The following is a 16,613-nucleotide window of genomic DNA, read 5'->3' as shown; positions in this document are numbered from 1 at the left end:
GGACCGTGAAACGACTCCACGCCGATGATAGTGCGGATACCCGTGTGAAAGTAGGTAATCGTCAGGCTCCTCATGCTACAAACAAAAACCCCACCCCAAAAGGTGGGGTTTTTGCGTTTGAAGCGCGGCATTTGCATCAACGAAGTCTGTTCCGGTGCCGTTCCAACTCCGATGCGCTGCTTCAGTCGGTAAAATGGCATCGAAAGGTTGTACCCATCATGCCGACCCATCCCGGAGCGCATATGAGAACGAGCCTGTTGATTGCCGCCGTCAGCGCGACGCTGCTTTTTGCGGCGTGCGGCAAGAAGAACGATGCAAGCGAGTCCAGCCTCGGCGACGCGATTTCCGCCGACATGAAAACGAATCGCGGCTTGCTATGCCTGAATCGCAGCGGCCGCGGCCCCTACGCGTTCCCATCGGCCTATAGCATTCGGGACCTCAACGAATATTCGGCTGCCGCGCTGCGCGAACAGCTCGCTGCGCTCGAAAAGAGCGGGCTCATCGCGCGAGCGGCCCCGACATCCGCGAACGCTAACGCCAAACAGAACGGCCTCGCGTACAGCCTTACGGGCGAAGGGCAAAAGTACGCGGTCGAAACCAACCGGCCCGCCGGCGATCCGAACGCGACGAGCGATCCGCGCGCCTGGATGCTTTGTTACGCGCACGTCAAGCTGGACAAGGTCGTCAGCTGGACCGAGCCCGATCCCACCGCTCACCGTTCCGACGTTACCTACACCTACAAGCTGGAGAGCGTGGCTCCGTGGGCCGACGATCGCGACATCAAGCGCGCTTTCCCGGAGGTAACCGCCTCAGACCGCGAAGCAGGCGAGACGAAGCTGCATGTCATCCTGGAACAGCGTGAAGACGGCTGGGTCCGCGTCGACTGAGGACCATCGCCGCATGTCCGAGCAAGACTTCGATCCTTCCGCCGGCCCGCCGCGCATGTCCGACGTCGCGCGTCTCGCCGGCGTGTCGAAGATGACCGTATCGCGCGTGCTCGCCGGACATAGCGTTGCGTTGGCGACGCGCGAACGCGTGCAGCAAGCTATCGACGAACTCGGCTACGTCGCCGATGCCGCTGCCGGCGCGTTGTCGTCCGGCCGTTCGGAATTCGTTGCCGTGCTGGTGCCGTCGCTTGCGAGCTCGAATTTCTCCGACACGGTGCGCGGTCTTTCCGCGTCGCTCGAACCGCACGGCCTGCAATTGCTGATCGGCGACACGGACTACCATCTGGATCGCGAGGAACGGCTCGTGCGCTCGATGCTGCGTCATCAGCCGCGCTGCATCGCGTTGACGGGCTCGCGTCACACCGAAGCGACGCGCGCGCTGTTGCGCCGCTCGGGCATTCCTGTCGTGGAGATGTGGGATTCGCCTTCCGATCCGATCGATGCCGCCGTCGGTTTTTCCAACGTCAGCGCCGCGCGCGCAATGGTGCGGTATCTGGCGGACGCAGGCTACCAACGCATCGGCTTCCTGGGCGGGGCGAGCGAGCTCGACCGTCGCGGTCTCGATCGTCTGAAAGGCTTTCGTGCGCAGATGAAGGCGCTCGGCCTCGACGATCGACGCATCATCCGTCTCGGCGATTCGCCCATCACGATGAGTCACGGCGGCCCGGCGATGGCCGCACTGCTCGAAGCATGGCCCGACACGCAGGCCGTGATGTGCGTGAGCGACATGTCCGCGTTCGGCGCGATAATGGAATGTCACCGGCGCGGCCTCACCGTACCGGACGATATCGCCGTCGCGGGCTTCGGCAATTTCGAGGTTGCCGCATGCTGCACGCCATCGATCACGACGGTTTCCGTCGACGCATACGGCATCGGCCTGCGCACCGGAGAGACCTTGCTCGCGGCGCTCGAAGCGCGCGATCAGGGCGTTGCTGCACCGCCGGCCAAGCGCGTGCGCGTGGCCTATTCCGTGATAGCGCGCGAAAGCGCTTAAGCCGAAGCAGTAACGCGATTGCGTGCTAACATTGATCGCGATGTTACCGGTAACACCACTATGAACACAGCGTCGAACGACTGTGAATGATGGAGAGACACCTCATGCCCCAACAGAATCCCAAGCGCCTGCGCAGCCAGGAGTGGTTCGACGATCCCTCGCACGCCGACATGACCGCGCTATACGTCGAGCGCTTCATGAATTACGGCCTGACGCGCGAGGAATTGCAATCGGGCCGCCCGATCATCGGCATTGCGCAGACCGGCAGCGATCTCGCGCCTTGCAACCGCCATCACATCGAACTGGCCGCGCGCACGAAGGCGGGCATTCGCGATGCCGGCGGCATCCCGATGGAGTTCCCCGTGCATCCGCTCGCGGAGCAGAGCAGGCGTCCGACCGCCGCGCTGGATCGCAATCTCGCATATCTCGGTCTCGTCGAAATCCTGCACGGCTTTCCGCTCGATGGCGTCGTGCTCACCACCGGATGCGACAAGACCACGCCCGCATGTCTGATGGCGGCCGCCACCGTCGACATGCCCGCGATCGTCCTCTCGGGCGGTCCGATGCTCGATGGCTGGTACGAAGGCAAGCGGGTCGGTTCGGGCACGGTGATCTGGCACGCGCGCAATCTGCTCGCGGCGGGCGAGATCGATTACGAAGGCTTCATGCGCCTGACGACCGCATCGTCGCCGTCGATCGGACATTGCAACACGATGGGCACCGCGCTCTCGATGAACAGTCTCGCCGAAGCACTCGGCATGTCCTTGCCGACGTGCGCGAGCATTCCCGCCGCGTATCGCGAGCGCGGACAGATGGCGTATGCCACGGGCAAGCGCATCGTCGACATGGTGCGTGAAGAGTTGAGGCCGTCGAAGATCATGACGCGCGAGGCGTTCATTAACGCGATCGTCGTTGCATCCGCGTTGGGTGCATCGACGAATTGCCCGCCGCATTTGATCGCGATCGCGCGGCACATGGGCATCGAACTGAGTCTCGACGACTGGCAGCGCCACGGCGAGCAAGTGCCGCTCATCGTGAACTGCATGCCCGCGGGTGAGTATCTCGGCGAGAGTTTTCATCGCTCGGGCGGAGTGCCTGCGGTCCTTAGGCAACTCGACGAGGCCGGACTCATCGCGCGCGATTGTCTGACGGTGTCGGGCCGCACGATCGGCGAGATCGCGAGCGATGCGCCCGCCGCCGACAACGAGGTCATCCGCACGGCGGACGATCCGCTGAAACACGGCGCGGGTTTCATGGTCCTGTCGGGCAATTTCTTCGATAGCGCCATCATGAAGATGTCGGTCGTCGGCGATGCGTTCAGAAAGACCTATCTGAGCGAGCCGGGCGCGGAGAACACGTTCGAAGCGCGCGCGATCGTCTTCGACGGTCCCGAGGATTACCACGCGCGCATCAACGATCCGTCGCTCGAGATCGACGAGCACTGCATTCTCGTGATTCGCGGCTGCGGCACCGTTGCGTATCCCGGCAGTGCGGAGGTCGTGAACATGGCGCCGCCCGCCGAGCTCATCAAGCGCGGCATCGATTCGCTGCCCTGCATGGGCGACGGCCGGCAAAGCGGCACGTCCGCGAGTCCGTCGATTCTGAACATGTCGCCGGAAGCGGCAATCGGCGGCGGTCTTGCGATGCTGCGCACGAACGACCGGATTCGCGTCGATCTGAACGCCCGCAGCGTGAACGTGCTGCTCGACGAAGCCGAACTCGAAAGCCGTCGCGCGCAATCGTCGTTCGCCGCGCCGGTTGCGCAGACGCCGTGGCAGGAGTTGTATCGGCAGACGGTCGGACAGTTGTCGACGGGCGGATGCCTCGAACCCGCGACGCTGTATCTGAAGGTCATCGAAACGCGCGGCAATCCGCGTCATTCACATTGAGCGAGCCGCCATGTCCTACGCCATCTATCCGAGTCTTGCGGGCAAGCGTGTTGTCGTGACGGGCGGCGGCAGCGGCATCGGCGCGGCGATCGTCGAGGCGTTCGCGAAGCAGGGCGCGCGCGTGTTTTTCATCGATGTCGCCGAGGCCGATTCGCGTCAACTCGAACAGACGCTCGCGAGCGAGCAGCATGCGCCGAAGTTCCTTCGTTGCGATTTGCGCGATGCCGGCGCGATCGAGCAAGCCTTCGATGCCATTGCGAGCGAAGCCGGTTCCATCGACGTGCTGATCAACAATGCCGCGAGCGACGACCGCCATCATTGGGACGATGTGAGCGCTGCGTACTGGGACGAGCGCATGGCCGTGAATCTGCGGCATCAGTTCTTCTGCGCGCAGGCGGCCGCGAAGCGCATGCGCGCGCAGAAGCAAGGCGCGATCGTGAACATGGGCTCGATCTCATGGCATCTCGCGCTGCCCGATCTCACGCTTTACATGACCGCGAAGGCCGCGATCGAAGGGCTCACGCGCGGCCTTGCGCGCGAACTCGGCGAGCATGGCATTCGCGTGAACACGGTGATTCCCGGCGCGGTGCGTACGCCGCGCCAGATGAAGTTGTGGCAGTCGCCGGAGAGCGAGGCGCAGCTGCTTGCGCAGCAATGTCTGCATGAGCGGATCGACCCGGAACACATCGCGCGCATGGTGCTGTTCCTCGCATCCGACGATGCGGCGCGCTGCACCGCGCGCGACTATTACGTCGATGCCGGATGGTTCGGCACCTGACGCGTCGCCCGATGCGTTACCTGATGGCTACGTCACGCGCACGTCGCGACGCCGCACCACTTTCGGCGTTGGCTTGACCGTCGGCATCGTGCCGCTTTCGATGTAGTGCTGCACGGCGTCGGCGGCTTCGTGGTAGTCGCGTTCATCGAGCCAATGCCAGACCGCAGCGAGAAAGAGGCCGAGCCCCGCGTTTCCGCAATGGGCGATGACTTCAGTAATGCCCTCCGCGAGCGCTTCGTCGCGGCCTTCGGGCCGCATCGCGCTCGCGATGTGCGATGCCGCGCGGGACACCAGCATGGCGTGCATCGTATGCAATTGCGGGTTGAACGTGTTTGTTGCGTTTCTTCTTTGACTGCCACTCATGACGCCCCCGTCTCTGGCACCGGCCTGCTGCGTGCTGGGATGCGATGTCCGCATCGAAAAAGCAGCACGCGCCGCGATTGGATTTCGAAAACGCCTTGTTTCGGCGCTGGGGCAGTTGAACGCAAGAAGCGGGCCGACTCCGGCTTAGAGCGATGAATTATCTAGCCCGGCCTTGCGGGACGAGGCGCAACGCAATTTTCCGATGATCGGACCAGAGCGCGCACAGCGTGCTCTCCATGCATTCCGTACAATCGACTGCCCGCGATGCGCGCACTGCGTCAAAACATGCATGTCTTCTTCGCTTTTTGCTCCGATGTGTTCGCGCGACGTCCTCATGTCGCGTTGTGCGCGCTCGCGTTGCTCGCGGGTTGCGCGTCAGGCACGCCGGCGCGCAGCCAGGAAGCTGCATCGCACGAGCCGCAGCCGCTGCATCACGCAAAACGCACTTCGTCGGGCTACGAGAACAACTATGGAACCTTGCCGCGCGAATCGTTCCTGAAGTGGCGCTGGGAGCGCTTCAAGCAAGGCTTGCCGAAGCCGCCGGCGAACGGCTATCACTTTCCGATGGCGCATCCCGGCATCGCCTGGCTCAAGGCCAACCGCACCGCCGACACGCTCACCTGGATCGGTCATGCAAGCGCGCTCGTGCAGATCGACGGCGTGAACATCCTCACCGATCCGGTGTTCTCGGAACGCGCGTCGCCGTTCTCGTTCATCGGCCCGAAGCGCAAGACGCCGCCCGGCCTTACGCTCGACGAGCTGCCGCATATCGACATCGTGCTGATCTCGCACAATCACTACGATCACCTCGACAAGCCGAGCGTCGAAGCGCTCAACCGTCAGGCGGGCGGGCCGCCGCGCTTTCTCGTGCCGCTCGGCATCGAACAGTGGATGAACGATATCGGCATAACGAATGTGGAAGAGCTCGATTGGAGCGACGAAACGCACGCGGCCGGCCTCGATATCTGGTTCGTGCCGAGCCAGCACTGGTCCGCGCGCACGCCATTCGACCGCGCGGAAACGCTGTGGGGCGGCTGGGTGGTGAAAACGCCGGCAGGCGCGGCGCGTCCGTATTCGTTTTACTTCGCGGGCGATACGGGCTACTCGCCGGACTTCCGCGATATCGCCGCGCGTTTCGGCGGCTTCGATCTCGCGCTCATTCCGATCGGCGCGTACGATCCGCGCTGGTTCATGCAGGCGCAGCACGTCGATCCCGAAGAAGCCGTGCGCATCTTCCAGGACGTGCATGCGAAAAAGGCGATCGGCATTCACTGGGGTTCGTTCGAGCTGACCGACGAACCGCTCGACGAGCCGCCGCGCCGTCTGGCCGAAGCCGTGCGCCGCGCCGGCCTGCCCGCGGACGCGTTCACCGTGCTGAAACACGGTGAAATGATTCATCTCGACACACCGGATTCAAGCGCAGCCACAATCGGCCGTTAACACGGTGTGGCAGCGCGTCTTTCACGCGCGGAAATCCATCTGCATCTGCGACGCCTCGCGTTTCTCGCGCGGCGCGCGGTCGTCCTTTTCCAGTTATAGGGCTCAAACGCGTGAAGCAACTGTCCATCCGGCATCGCATTCTGGCGAGCTTCGGCATCATCCTTACCCTGATGCTCGTCATGGCCGCATTGTCATACACGCTGCTCGGCGGAATCGATCGCGAAGCAAAGAGCCTCGAAGACGATTCGATGATCGGCTTCTCGGTCTCCAACGACCTGCGCGCGGCCTGGATCGAGAACTACACGCTGACGCAGCGGCTCGTCTTCATCGACCGCGACGAAGAGCAGATACGCCGCGACACGCAGCATCTCGCCGAAACGCGGGCGAGCATCGACAAGCTGCTGGAAACGTACGCGCCGACCATCTTCGAAGAAGACGACCGTCGCCTCTTCAACGAATTCAAGCGCCAGCGCGACCTCTACCTTCCGGTACAGGATCAGACGCTGCGAGAGCTCGCGGGTTCGAAGGACGCGGCCGTCGCGACTTTCAATACGCGTCTCACGCCGGCGTGGGAAGCGGGTCAGGCCGCGACGCGCGCGCTCGTCGAGCATAACGAAGTCTTCAACGCGAAATCGGTGCAAAGCATTCGCGGCTCGGTGCAGAAATCGGAAACGACGCTCATCGTCATCATGGTCGTGGCGATCGGGGCGGCGGCGGTGCTCGGCTTCATGCTGATGAAGGCGCTGACGGTGCCGATGCTGCGCATGGTCGACGTCGTCGACAAGATGCGTACCGGCGATCTCACACAGCGCCTCGCGCTCGCGCGCCGCGACGAGTTCGGCACGCTGGAGGCGGGCTTCAACCGCATGACCGATGAACTCACGGGCCTCGTCGGCCAGGCGCAGAAATCGGCCGTGCAGGTGACGACGTCGGTATCGGAGATCGCCGCGACCGCGCGCGAGCAGCAGGCCACGGCGAGCGAAACGGCCGCGACGACGACGGAAATCGGCGCGACGTCGCGGGAAATTTTCGCGACCGCGCGCGATCTCGTCCGCACGATGAACGAAGTCTCGGGCGTGGCGGAGCAATCGGCGGCGCTCGCGGGCACCGGTCAGGCGGGGCTTACGCGCATGGAGGAAACCATGCGCCTCGTGATGGAAGCGGCAGGCTCGGTGAACGGCAAGCTCGCGATCCTCAACGAGAAGGCGGGCAACATCAATCAGGTCGTCGCGACCATCACGAAAGTTGCGGATCAAACCAATCTGCTTTCGCTGAACGCGGCGATCGAAGCGGAAAAGGCGGGCGAGTACGGGCGCGGCTTCGCGGTGGTCGCGACGGAAATCCGCCGCCTCGCCGATCAGACGGCGGTCGCGACGTTCGACATCGAGCAGATGGTGAAGGAGATTCAATCGGCGGTCGCGGCGGGCGTGATGGGCATGGACAAGTTCTCGGAGGAAGTGCGCCGCGGCATGCTCGACGTGCAGCAGGTAGGCGGACAGCTTTCGCAGATCATCCATCAGGTGCAGACGCTCGCGCCGCGCTTCTCGATGATCAACGAAGGCATGCAGACGCAGGCGACCGGCGCGGACCAGATTTCGCAGGCGCTCTCGCAACTCTCCGAGGCCGCGCAACAGACGGCCGAGTCGCTGCGCCAGTCGTCGCAGGCAATCGACGATCTCACGCACGTCGCGAACGGTCTGCGCACGGGTGTGTCGCGCTTCAGAATCGCCGCTTAAAGGCGCGCCGCGATGCTCTTCGTCCAGTTCACGCTCGACGCCGACCGCTATCTTCTCGACAGCGCGCAGGTCGAGCGCATGCTGCCGCTCGCGCCGCTGAAGACGCTGCCGGGCGCGCCCGCATGGGTCGCGGGCGTGCTCGACTGCGAAGGCGCCAACGTGCCCGTCATCGATCTCGCGGCGCTCGCGCTCGCGCGTGCCTCGCACGAGAGAGTGTCGACGCGGCTCGCGCTCGTTGCGTATCCGCGTTGCGGCGACGACGGCGCGATAAAGCATCATCGGCTCGGTCTTCTGCTCGAACAGGCGACGCGCACCGTCACGTTCGATGCCGCTTCGTTCACCGATGCGGGCATCGGCACGCCGCACGCGCGCTATCTCGGTCCGCTCGCGCGTGACGAGCGAGGCCTGCTGCAATGGGTTCGCATCGAGCATCTGTTGCCCGATGACGTGCAGACGCTGCTCTTCGCCGGGAGCGAAGCATGAGCGCGCTGCCGAGCGCCTTCGCGGACGAAGCATGCGGCGTCGGCCGCTTCATCGAGCTGTTGCATCGCACGATCGGCCTCGATGCCGAATCGATCGGCGCGAACGCCGTATCGCGCGCGGTGCGCGAACGCTTCCACCTGTGGCGCGACGAGCAAGGCGGCACGCTCGACGATTACTATCGCGCGGTGATGCAGGACGGCGCGCGCATGCAGGAGTTGATCGAAGCGGTGGTCGTGCCGGAGACGTGGTTCTTCCGCGATCCCGAAGCGTTCGCCGCCCTCGCGCGACTTGCGCGCGTGCGTCTGCATGAACGGCCCGCGAAGCCGCTGCGCGTGCTGAGCGCGCCGTGCTCGACCGGCGAGGAAGCCTATACCGTCGCGATGGCGCTGATCGAAGCGGGCATCGCTGCGGAGCGCTTCACCATCGACGCGATCGACGTGAGCGAACGCGCGCTCGCTATTGCGCGCCGCGCGCATTACGGGCGCAACGCGTTTCGCGGACGCGCGCTCGGTTTTCGCGACCGTCATTTCCGCGCGACCGATGGCGGCTGGCAGCTCGATCCCGCCGTCGCACAGAGCGTGCGCTTCTCGCAAGCGAATCTGCTGCAACTCGATACGCATGCGTTCGAGCGCTTCGATTTCATTCTGTGCCGCAACGTGCTGATCTATTTCGATCGCGATACGCAGCGCGCCGTTCTGCGCGTGCTCGATGGCTTGCTCGCAGAAGGCGGCACGCTGTTCGTCGGTCCGGCGGAGACGGGTCTTCTGATGCGCGAGGGCATGAGTTCCGCGAACATTCCGCTCGCCTTCGCGTTCAATCGGCCCGAGCGCGAGCGCGCGAACGTGTTCGATGGTGCATGGCCGAGTCCGCAGATCATCGCGAAGCCGATGAAGCCCGCGTTCGTGTTGCCCGCATGGGCGAGTGCGCCGACCGTCGTTCGTGCGATGCCGGTTGCGAAGCCGCCCGCCGAACCCGCGCCGCCGGCAAGTCTTGCGCACGCGCGTCAACTCGCCGATGCCGGCCAGCTCGACACCGCTGCGAATGCCGCGCACGCGTATCTCGACGCGCATCCGTCGAACGCGGATGCGTACTATCTGCTTGGCGTGATCGCCGATGCGCGTGGCGAGCATCAGGCATCGCGCGGGCATTATCGTCGTGCGTTGTATCTCGATCCCGCGCATCGCGAGGCGCTCACGCATCTCGCCGCGTGTCTCTCGCTCGACGGCGATGAAAGCGGCGCGCGTCTGCTGCTCGCGCGTGCGCAACGCGTCACGGAGCGCGCGCGATGAACGCACGCGACATCGGCGTCACGAACGATATCGACGATTGCTGGAACCGCATCGGCGTGCGCGGCGATGCATCGTGCCCGGAGCTCGAACGCTACGTGCATTGCCGCAATTGCCCGGTTCATGATGAAGCCGCAGCGCGCGTGCTGGATCGCGTGGAAGCGCGTACGTCGATCGTCGCTTCGGCGGTCGTCGAACGAGGCGACAAGCAAACCGATACGCTCTCATGTCTCGTGTTTCGCATCGGCGGCGAATGGCTCGGCTTGCCGACGAACCTCTGCGCGCAAGTGGCGCAATTGCGCCCGGTGCATTCGCTGCCGCATCGGCGCAATCGCGCGGTGCTGGGCGTCGTGAACGTGCGCGGCAGATTGATCGTGTGCGCTTCGCTGGCGCGGCTGTTCGGCATCGAAGCGGACGAAAGCGCTGCAAAAAAGGTATCGCTCGATGCCCGCGAACTCGGGCGTCTCATCGTCATGCAGTGCGGCAATGGCGATCACGAAGGACCGATCGCTTTTCCCGTCGATGCCGTCGACGGCGTGCATCGCTTCACGCAGGCGCAGCTTCAGCCGGTGCCCGCGACGCTCGCCCAGCGCCTGTCGTCGAACGCGCATGCGGTGGCCGCGTTCAGGCACGCGACCGTCGGCCTGCTCGACGCCGATCGACTCATCGACAGCCTGAACCGGAGTCTCACATGACGAGCATCGATGCGGGACGTTCGTCGCTGCTCGACCTCTTTCAGGAAGAAGCGCGCGGGCAGGCCCAGATTCTTTCCGATGGCCTCATCGCGCTCGAACGTGCGCCGCGCGATCCCGTCACCCTCGAAGCGAGCATGCGCGCCGCGCATTCGCTGAAGGGCGCCGCGCGTGTCGTTGGCGTGCCGGTCGGCGTGACGCTCGCGCATGTGATGGAAGATTGTTTCGTCGCAGCGCAGGAAGGGCGCATCGTGCTCGATGCGGGTTACATCGACATGCTGTTGCGCGGTGTCGATCTGATCGTGCAGATCGGCGAGGCGCGCGATATCGATGCACAGACCGCGCTCGAACGCGAAGTCGATGCGTTCGTGGATGGCCTCAGCGCGCATATGGAAGGCGCAACATCCCAACGCGAACTTACACCGACGAAACCGTCCGAGCCAATTCCGGCACCATCGCGCACGAACGAAGCTCGCATGTTGCGCATGCGCGCGGACACGCTCGATCGTCTGCTGAGTCATTCGGGCGAATCGCTCGTCGAATCGCGCTGGCTGAAGCCGTTTTCGCAATCGATGCTGCGCGTGAAGCGCGTGCAGCACGATGCGAGCCGCGCGCTCGAACGCCTGCACGAATCGCTGACCGATTCGAACGCCGCGCAACTCGATGCACGCACACACGCCGCGCTCGACGAAGCGCGTCGTTTGACGGCGGAAGCGCATCGTCAGTTGAGCGAGCGTCTGGCTGAACTGGAAAACTACGACCGGCGTTCGACGCATCTCGCGCAGCAGATCTACGACGAAGCGCTCGCGTGCCGCATGCGTCCCTTCGTCGATGCAACGGGCGGCTTCGCGCGCATGGTGCGCGATGTCGCGCGCGGACTCGGCCGCGACGTGCATCTCGTCATCGCGGGCGAATCGACGCAGGTCGATCGCGACATTCTCGATCTGCTCGACGCGCCGCTCGGGCATCTGTTGCGCAATGCGGTCGATCACGGCATCGAGCCGCCCTCATTGCGCCGCGCGCTCGGCAAGCCCGAAATCGGCACGATCACGCTCGAAGCGCGCCATAGCGCGGGCTCGCTTTTCATCAGCGTGTCCGACGACGGCGCGGGCGTCGATCTCGATGCGCTTCGCCGCGCGGTCGTGCGCAAGCGTCTCGCGAGCGAAGATACAGCCGCGCGCCTCACCGAAGCGGAACTGCTCGAGTTTCTCTTGCTGCCCGGCTTTTCGATGCGCGATGCCGTCACCGATGTATCCGGCCGCGGCGTCGGCCTCGATGCGGTGCAGGACATCGTGCGGCAAGTGCGCGGCAGCGTGCGCGTGACGCAGGAAACGCATGTAGGCACGCGCATCGCGCTGCAATTGCCGCTGACGTTGTCGGTGATCCGCAGCCTGATCGTCGAAGTGGCGGGCGAGCCCTACGGACTGCCGCTCGCGCATGTCGCGCGCACGCTGGTGCTGCCCGCGAGCGCCATCGACATGCTCGAAGGCCAGCAGCATTTTTCCTTCGACGGCAAGCGCATCGGCCTCGTCACCGCGCATCAGATTCTCGAAACCGCCGCGTTCGAAGCCGCGAGCGAAAGGCTCAACGTCGTCGTCATCGGACAAGGCGCGGCGAGTTACGGCATCGTCGTCGATCGCTTTCTCGGCGAGCGGATGCTCGTGGTGCAACCGCTCGACAAGCGCCTCGGCAAGGTGCGCAACATCGCGGCGGGCGCGCTGATGGAGAACGGCGATCCGCTGCTCATCGCCGATCTCGACGACTGGCTGCGTTCCGTCGAGAAGCTCGTCGGCAGCGGCGAGCTCGGGCGCGTCGGTGCCGGCGCTTCGCGTGCGCGCGTGGCGAGCGCGAAGCGCGTGCTCGTCGTCGACGATTCGCTCACCGTGCGCGAACTCGAACGCAAGCTGCTCGCGTCGCGCGGCTACGACGTGTCCGTCGCGGTCGATGGCATGGACGGCTGGAACGCGGTGCGCGGCGCGGACTTCGATCTCGTCATCACCGATATCGACATGCCGCGGCTCGATGGCATCGAGCTCGTCACGCTCGTCAAGCGCGATGCGCAACTCGCCGCCCTGCCGGTGATGATCGTGTCGTACAAGGATCGCGCGGAAGATCGTCAGCGCGGCCTCGACGCGGGCGCGGACTATTACCTCGCGAAAGGCAGCTTTCACGATCAGGCGTTGATCGATGCCGTGCGCGATCTCATCGGCGAGGCGAAGACATGAAGATCGGCATCGTCAACGATGTTGCACTCGCGGTGGAAGCGTTGCGTCGCGCGCTCGCGTCGCGGCCCGACTTCGACATCGCGTGGATCGCGCACGACGGCCAGCAGGCGATCGACTATTGCGCGGCGCACACGCCCGATGTCGTGCTGATGGATCTCGTGATGCCGAATGTCGATGGCGTGCAGGCGTCGCGGACCATCATGGCGCGTTCGCCGTGCGCGATTCTCGTCGTCACGGTCGACGTCGGCGCGAACGCATGGCGCGTCTATGAAGCGATGGGCGCGGGCGCGCTCGATGCCGTCGATACGCCCGCGCTCGCCGGCGCCGATGCGCGTCGCGGTGCGGCGGCGCTGATCGCGAAGATCGATCAGATCGGCGCGCGGCTCGCATCGTCGAGCGTTTTGCCCGCCATGAAGAGCGGCGATCGTCTCGTCGCGATAGGCGCATCGGCGGGCGGACCGTCCGCGCTCGCGACACTGCTCGGCGCGTTGCCGAAGCATTTCGCGGCGGCGCTCGTCATCGTGCAGCACGTCGATCGCGCGTTCGCCGAAGGCATGGCGCAATGGCTCGATGCGCAATCGGCGCTGCCCGTGCGTATCGCGCGTGAAGGCGACAGGCCCGCGCCCGGCGAAGTGCTGCTCGCCGCGACCAACGATCATCTGCATTTCGCCGACGCCACGCGCCTAGGCTACACCGCGCATCCGGAGCAATTGCCGTATCGCCCGTCCGTCGACGTGTTCTTTCAGAGCGTGACCGAGCGCTGGACCGGACGCGCAGTCGGCGTGCTGCTGACCGGCATGGGCCGCGACGGCGCGATCGGACTGAAGGCGATGCGCGCGAAGGGTTATCACACCATTGCGCAGGACGAGGCGACGAGCGCGGTGTACGGCATGCCGAAGGCGGCGGCCGCGCTCAACGCGGCGGCGTCGATACTGCCGCTGCCGCGCATCGCGGATGCGATCGCCAAGGCGTTCGACTGAGCTCAGCGAAGCACATCAACCAAGGACACACCTTTCATGAAAACTCCTCATCCCGATCCGCTGGCCGAGCGCGCGAAACGGGCCGCGGCCGCCGCGTCGGCGAGCATCGAGCGCGCGGGCTCGCGTGCAATCGCGGACGAGCGCGCCGTGTCCGATCTGCTCGCCGCCGCATTGAACGCGCCGCCCGCCGCCGAGTTGCCGGTGATGGTGCTGCTCGTCGACGATCAGGCGATCATCGCGGAAGCGTTGCGCCGCGCGCTCGCCGAAGAGCGCAACGTCGATCTGCATTACTGCGCGAATCCGGAAGAGGCGTTGCGCACCGCGCAGGAAACGCGGCCGACGGTGATCCTGCAGGATCTCGTGATGCCCGGCGTCGATGGCCTGACGCTCGTGCGTCAGTACCGCGAGCATCCGGCGACGCGCGATATCCCGATCATCGTGCTCTCGACGAAGGAAGAGCCGCGCATCAAGAGCGCGGCATTCGCGGCGGGCGCGAACGACTATCTCGTGAAGCTGCCCGATACCATCGAGCTCGTCGCGCGCGTGCGCTATCACTCGCGTTCGTATCAGAACCTGCTGCAACGCGACGAAGCGTATGGCGCGCTGCGTCAGTCGCAGCAGAAGCTGCTCGAAACGAATCTGGAATTGCAGCGCCTGACGCATTCGGACGGGCTGACGGGTTTGTCGAATCGCCGCCGTCTCGACGATTATCTGAACGCGGAATGGCGGCGCGCCGCTCGCGAGCATGCGTCCATCGGCTTTCTGATGATCGATGTCGATAACTTCAAGTCGTACAACGACACGTATGGCCACGTCGCCGGCGACGATGTGCTGAAGCTCGTCGCGCATACGATCGAATCGAGTCTCGCCAGTCCGACCGATCTCGCCGCGCGCTTCGGCGGCGAGGAATTCGCGGTCGTGCTGCTCTCGACATCGGCGCCGGGCTTGCGTCTGCTCGGCGAGAAAATACGCATCGCGGTCGAGGCGCTGGACGTGCCGCATGCGGGTTCGTCGAGCGGGCGCGTGACGATCAGCGTCGGCGGCGCGATACAGATGGCGATGCACGACGATGCGTCGAAGCAGCTCGTCGAAGCCGCCGATCTCGCGCTGTATCGCGCGAAGAGAGACGGGAAGAACCGGGTGATCGTCACCTGACGAAAAAACGCGCGGCCTTCGTCGAAGCCCGCGCGTTTTGCTTTACGGCGTGTGCTGCGTGAATGGCGTCATCGCCTGAACACGCCGAGCAGCAAGGTCGCCAGAAAGATCACGATAAAGATGAAGAACAGGATCTTGGCGATTTCCGCCGCGCCCGTTGCGATTCCGCCGAAGCCGAAGACGGCCGCGATGATCGCGATGATGAAGAAGATGACAGCGTAACGGAGCATGTTGCCCTCCTTGGTGGATCGGATGATCGGTTGATCGGTCGATATGCAGGCGGATCGATGCCGCCGCTTTCGCTCATCGGTTTTCCCGCGCATCGTTCAAAGCAACGGACGTGCCCAGCGCATCGCCCGCGTGCCGGAGATGCAAAAACGCCGCAATGAAAGGAACATTGCGGCGTCGCGGATCGCGCTTGCCTTCGCGCGATGTGTCCGGCTGTCGAGGCTAACGGCCTAGTGTGCGATCGGAGTCGGTTTCATCGTCGTCGTCTTCGTCGTCGACGCTGTTGAGCGCATCCGGCAGGTTGTTCTCCAGTTCATCGCGTTCGATCTGATCGGCTAGGTCGAGGGATTTGCGCGTGGCGGGACCGGACGGGCGATTGGCTCCAGACATGGCGTACTCCTTGAACAGATTTCAAAGCCGCGCCGACGATTCGGCGCGAACCAACGGACTAGCAAGGCTTGTACGCGCCGGGCTGAATAGTCCGCCTTAAAGGATCGCTTAAGGATCAGTTGAGGATCGTTCGGGCGGAAAGGTGAACAGACCGTGCTGACGATAAAGAAACGCAGTCCCAATCTTGCAAGCAGGACGGCAGATTTTGCGTGCCGGCGCGTAAGGCCAGTATGCACCGGGACGCGCGTCGAGGCAAAGACGACGCGCATGTTTCGGATCGCGCATCAAGCGAAAAAATGGGCGACGATCGGATACAGCGACAACACGAGCAAGACGGCCATCGTGATGTTGAACATGCGCAACCGGCGCGGATCCGCGAGAAAGCGGCGCAGCGACGTGCCGAACGCGGCCCACATCGTGATGCACGGCAAGCCGATCACGACGAGCACGACGGCCATCAGCGCGGCGTTCAGCGAAAGACTCGCGTGCAGGTGGATCGTGCTCGCGGCGGTGAGCACCATCATCCACGCTTTGGGATTGATCCACTGGAACGCGATCGCTTCGTGAAAGCGCATCGGGCGCGCCTTGCTGTCGCGCATCTGCACCGACGACGACGTGCCGATCTTCCACGCCAGATACAGCAGATACGCGACGCTCGCCGCTTCCAGCACCGTATAGAGGATCGGCAGACGCTCGAACGCCTGCGCGAGCCCGAGGCCGACCGCGATCATCAGGATCGCCATGCCCGCGCTGATGCCGAGCATGTGCGGCAGCGTGCGCCTCAACCCGAAATTGACGCCCGAGGCGAGCAGCATCGTGTTGTTGGGACCGGGCGTGATGGTCGTCACCAGCGCGAACAGCGCGGCGGCTGGAAGGGCGTTCAGAAGTTCGGTGGGCATGGCGCGCTCCGCAATGAAGGATTCGATGAGCGCCAAGTGTACGGAAGGTGTCCGGTACAGTACCGGTACAGATTGTCAGGTGACTTCCTGTACGGTGTCCGGACGCGACGCGCCGTCGCGCCCAGCCC

The 16,613-nt window shown here is 64.6% G+C and carries 16 protein-coding genes; 12 read left to right on the top strand and 4 right to left on the bottom strand.

Going from position 1 to position 16,613, the window contains the following annotated elements; all coding sequences use genetic code 11:
- From NCR93_RS19090 to xylB, 4 genes are all read left to right on the top strand, one after another.
- On the top strand, window positions 1-887 hold an 887-nt coding region (locus NCR93_RS19090), incomplete at its 5' end, for an SEN1982 family lipoprotein (RefSeq protein WP_241814103.1).
- A gap of 13 nt (window positions 888-900) precedes the next feature.
- Window positions 901-1,941, top strand: coding sequence for a LacI family DNA-binding transcriptional regulator (locus NCR93_RS19085; RefSeq protein WP_175979558.1), 1,041 nt, complete (start codon window positions 901-903; stop codon window positions 1,939-1,941).
- A gap of 104 nt (window positions 1,942-2,045) precedes the next feature.
- The gene (locus NCR93_RS19080) at window positions 2,046-3,830 is read left to right on the top strand and encodes an IlvD/Edd family dehydratase (RefSeq protein WP_008352778.1); all 1,785 of its coding nucleotides are present in this window, start codon (window positions 2,046-2,048) and stop codon (window positions 3,828-3,830) included.
- Between the two features lie 10 nt (window positions 3,831-3,840).
- The gene (gene xylB / locus NCR93_RS19075; protein WP_008352779.1) at window positions 3,841-4,608 is read left to right on the top strand and encodes a D-xylose 1-dehydrogenase; all 768 of its coding nucleotides are present in this window, start codon (window positions 3,841-3,843) and stop codon (window positions 4,606-4,608) included.
- 27 nt (window positions 4,609-4,635) lie between these two features.
- Here the strand turns inward: xylB and NCR93_RS19070 are convergent, their stop codons facing one another.
- Window positions 4,636-4,905: a hypothetical protein gene (locus NCR93_RS19070; RefSeq protein ID WP_239294385.1), complete on the bottom strand. Its 270-nt coding sequence runs from the start codon at window positions 4,903-4,905 to the stop codon at window positions 4,636-4,638.
- A 351-nt stretch (window positions 4,906-5,256) separates the two neighbouring features.
- On the opposite strand from NCR93_RS19070, the gene NCR93_RS19065 reads away from it, so the two are divergent.
- From NCR93_RS19065 to NCR93_RS19030, 8 genes are all read left to right on the top strand, one after another.
- Window positions 5,257-6,411 carry an MBL fold metallo-hydrolase gene (locus tag NCR93_RS19065; RefSeq protein WP_239294386.1) on the top strand — a complete coding sequence of 385 codons (1,155 nt, stop codon included), beginning with the start codon at window positions 5,257-5,259 and terminating at the stop codon, window positions 6,409-6,411.
- A gap of 110 nt (window positions 6,412-6,521) precedes the next feature.
- On the top strand, window positions 6,522-8,147 hold the full coding sequence (locus NCR93_RS19060) for a methyl-accepting chemotaxis protein (protein ID WP_008352784.1): 1,626 nt from the start codon (window positions 6,522-6,524) through the stop codon (window positions 8,145-8,147).
- A gap of 12 nt (window positions 8,148-8,159) precedes the next feature.
- Complete coding sequence (locus NCR93_RS19055) at window positions 8,160-8,630, top strand: chemotaxis protein CheW (protein ID WP_175979556.1); 471 nt, start codon at window positions 8,160-8,162, stop codon at window positions 8,628-8,630.
- Window positions 8,627-9,919 (top strand): CheR family methyltransferase, encoded by a 1,293-nt coding sequence (locus NCR93_RS19050; RefSeq protein ID WP_175979555.1) that lies wholly within the window; start codon window positions 8,627-8,629, stop codon window positions 9,917-9,919. The genes NCR93_RS19055 and NCR93_RS19050 overlap by 4 nt, the downstream gene beginning before the upstream one ends.
- Complete coding sequence (locus tag NCR93_RS19045; RefSeq protein WP_175979554.1) at window positions 9,916-10,611, top strand: chemotaxis protein CheW; 696 nt, start codon at window positions 9,916-9,918, stop codon at window positions 10,609-10,611. Before NCR93_RS19050 ends, NCR93_RS19045 begins: the two co-directional genes overlap by 4 nt.
- Window positions 10,608-12,833, top strand: coding sequence for a hybrid sensor histidine kinase/response regulator (locus tag NCR93_RS19040; protein ID WP_175979553.1), 2,226 nt, complete (start codon window positions 10,608-10,610; stop codon window positions 12,831-12,833). Before NCR93_RS19045 ends, NCR93_RS19040 begins: the two co-directional genes overlap by 4 nt.
- The gene (locus tag NCR93_RS19035) at window positions 12,830-13,813 is read left to right on the top strand and encodes a chemotaxis response regulator protein-glutamate methylesterase (RefSeq protein ID WP_175979552.1); all 984 of its coding nucleotides are present in this window, start codon (window positions 12,830-12,832) and stop codon (window positions 13,811-13,813) included. Before NCR93_RS19040 ends, NCR93_RS19035 begins: the two co-directional genes overlap by 4 nt.
- Window positions 13,814-13,849: 36 nt before the next feature.
- The gene (locus NCR93_RS19030; protein WP_175979551.1) at window positions 13,850-14,968 is read left to right on the top strand and encodes a diguanylate cyclase; all 1,119 of its coding nucleotides are present in this window, start codon (window positions 13,850-13,852) and stop codon (window positions 14,966-14,968) included.
- Window positions 14,969-15,036: 68 nt separating this feature from the next.
- Here the strand turns inward: NCR93_RS19030 and NCR93_RS19025 are convergent, their stop codons facing one another.
- From NCR93_RS19025 to NCR93_RS19015, 3 genes are all read right to left on the bottom strand, one after another.
- On the bottom strand, window positions 15,037-15,198 hold the full coding sequence (locus NCR93_RS19025) for a DUF1328 family protein (RefSeq protein ID WP_008352793.1): 162 nt from the start codon (window positions 15,196-15,198) through the stop codon (window positions 15,037-15,039).
- 220 nt (window positions 15,199-15,418) lie between these two features.
- The gene (locus NCR93_RS19020) at window positions 15,419-15,586 is read right to left on the bottom strand and encodes a hypothetical protein (RefSeq protein ID WP_160172929.1); all 168 of its coding nucleotides are present in this window, start codon (window positions 15,584-15,586) and stop codon (window positions 15,419-15,421) included.
- 284 nt (window positions 15,587-15,870) lie between these two features.
- Window positions 15,871-16,485 (bottom strand): LysE family translocator, encoded by a 615-nt coding sequence (locus NCR93_RS19015; protein ID WP_033536710.1) that lies wholly within the window; start codon window positions 16,483-16,485, stop codon window positions 15,871-15,873.
- Window positions 16,486-16,613 lie beyond the last annotated feature (128 nt).

Source organism: Caballeronia sp. ATUFL_F1_KS39 (genome assembly GCF_023630985.1).
GTDB classification, from domain to species: Bacteria; Pseudomonadota; Gammaproteobacteria; order Burkholderiales; family Burkholderiaceae; genus Caballeronia; species Caballeronia zhejiangensis.
This window is presented reverse-complemented; position numbering and strand designations above follow the sequence as displayed.

Coding starts and splice junctions, on each gene's coding strand:
- NCR93_RS19085 (WP_175979558.1), top strand. CDS start 901: ATGTCCGAGCAAGACTTCGATCCTTCCGCCGGCCCGCCGCGCATGTCC.
- NCR93_RS19080 (WP_008352778.1), top strand. CDS start 2,046: ATGCCCCAACAGAATCCCAAGCGCCTGCGCAGCCAGGAGTGGTTCGAC.
- xylB (WP_008352779.1), top strand. CDS start 3,841: ATGTCCTACGCCATCTATCCGAGTCTTGCGGGCAAGCGTGTTGTCGTG.
- NCR93_RS19070 (WP_239294385.1), bottom strand. CDS start 4,905: ATGCTGGTGTCCCGCGCGGCATCGCACATCGCGAGCGCGATGCGGCCC.
- NCR93_RS19065 (WP_239294386.1), top strand. CDS start 5,257: ATGCATGTCTTCTTCGCTTTTTGCTCCGATGTGTTCGCGCGACGTCCT.
- NCR93_RS19055 (WP_175979556.1), top strand. CDS start 8,160: ATGCTCTTCGTCCAGTTCACGCTCGACGCCGACCGCTATCTTCTCGAC.
- NCR93_RS19050 (WP_175979555.1), top strand. CDS start 8,627: ATGAGCGCGCTGCCGAGCGCCTTCGCGGACGAAGCATGCGGCGTCGGC.
- NCR93_RS19045 (WP_175979554.1), top strand. CDS start 9,916: ATGAACGCACGCGACATCGGCGTCACGAACGATATCGACGATTGCTGG.
- NCR93_RS19040 (WP_175979553.1), top strand. CDS start 10,608: ATGACGAGCATCGATGCGGGACGTTCGTCGCTGCTCGACCTCTTTCAG.
- NCR93_RS19035 (WP_175979552.1), top strand. CDS start 12,830: ATGAAGATCGGCATCGTCAACGATGTTGCACTCGCGGTGGAAGCGTTG.
- NCR93_RS19030 (WP_175979551.1), top strand. CDS start 13,850: ATGAAAACTCCTCATCCCGATCCGCTGGCCGAGCGCGCGAAACGGGCC.
- NCR93_RS19025 (WP_008352793.1), bottom strand. CDS start 15,198: ATGCTCCGTTACGCTGTCATCTTCTTCATCATCGCGATCATCGCGGCC.
- NCR93_RS19020 (WP_160172929.1), bottom strand. CDS start 15,586: ATGTCTGGAGCCAATCGCCCGTCCGGTCCCGCCACGCGCAAATCCCTC.
- NCR93_RS19015 (WP_033536710.1), bottom strand. CDS start 16,485: ATGCCCACCGAACTTCTGAACGCCCTTCCAGCCGCCGCGCTGTTCGCG.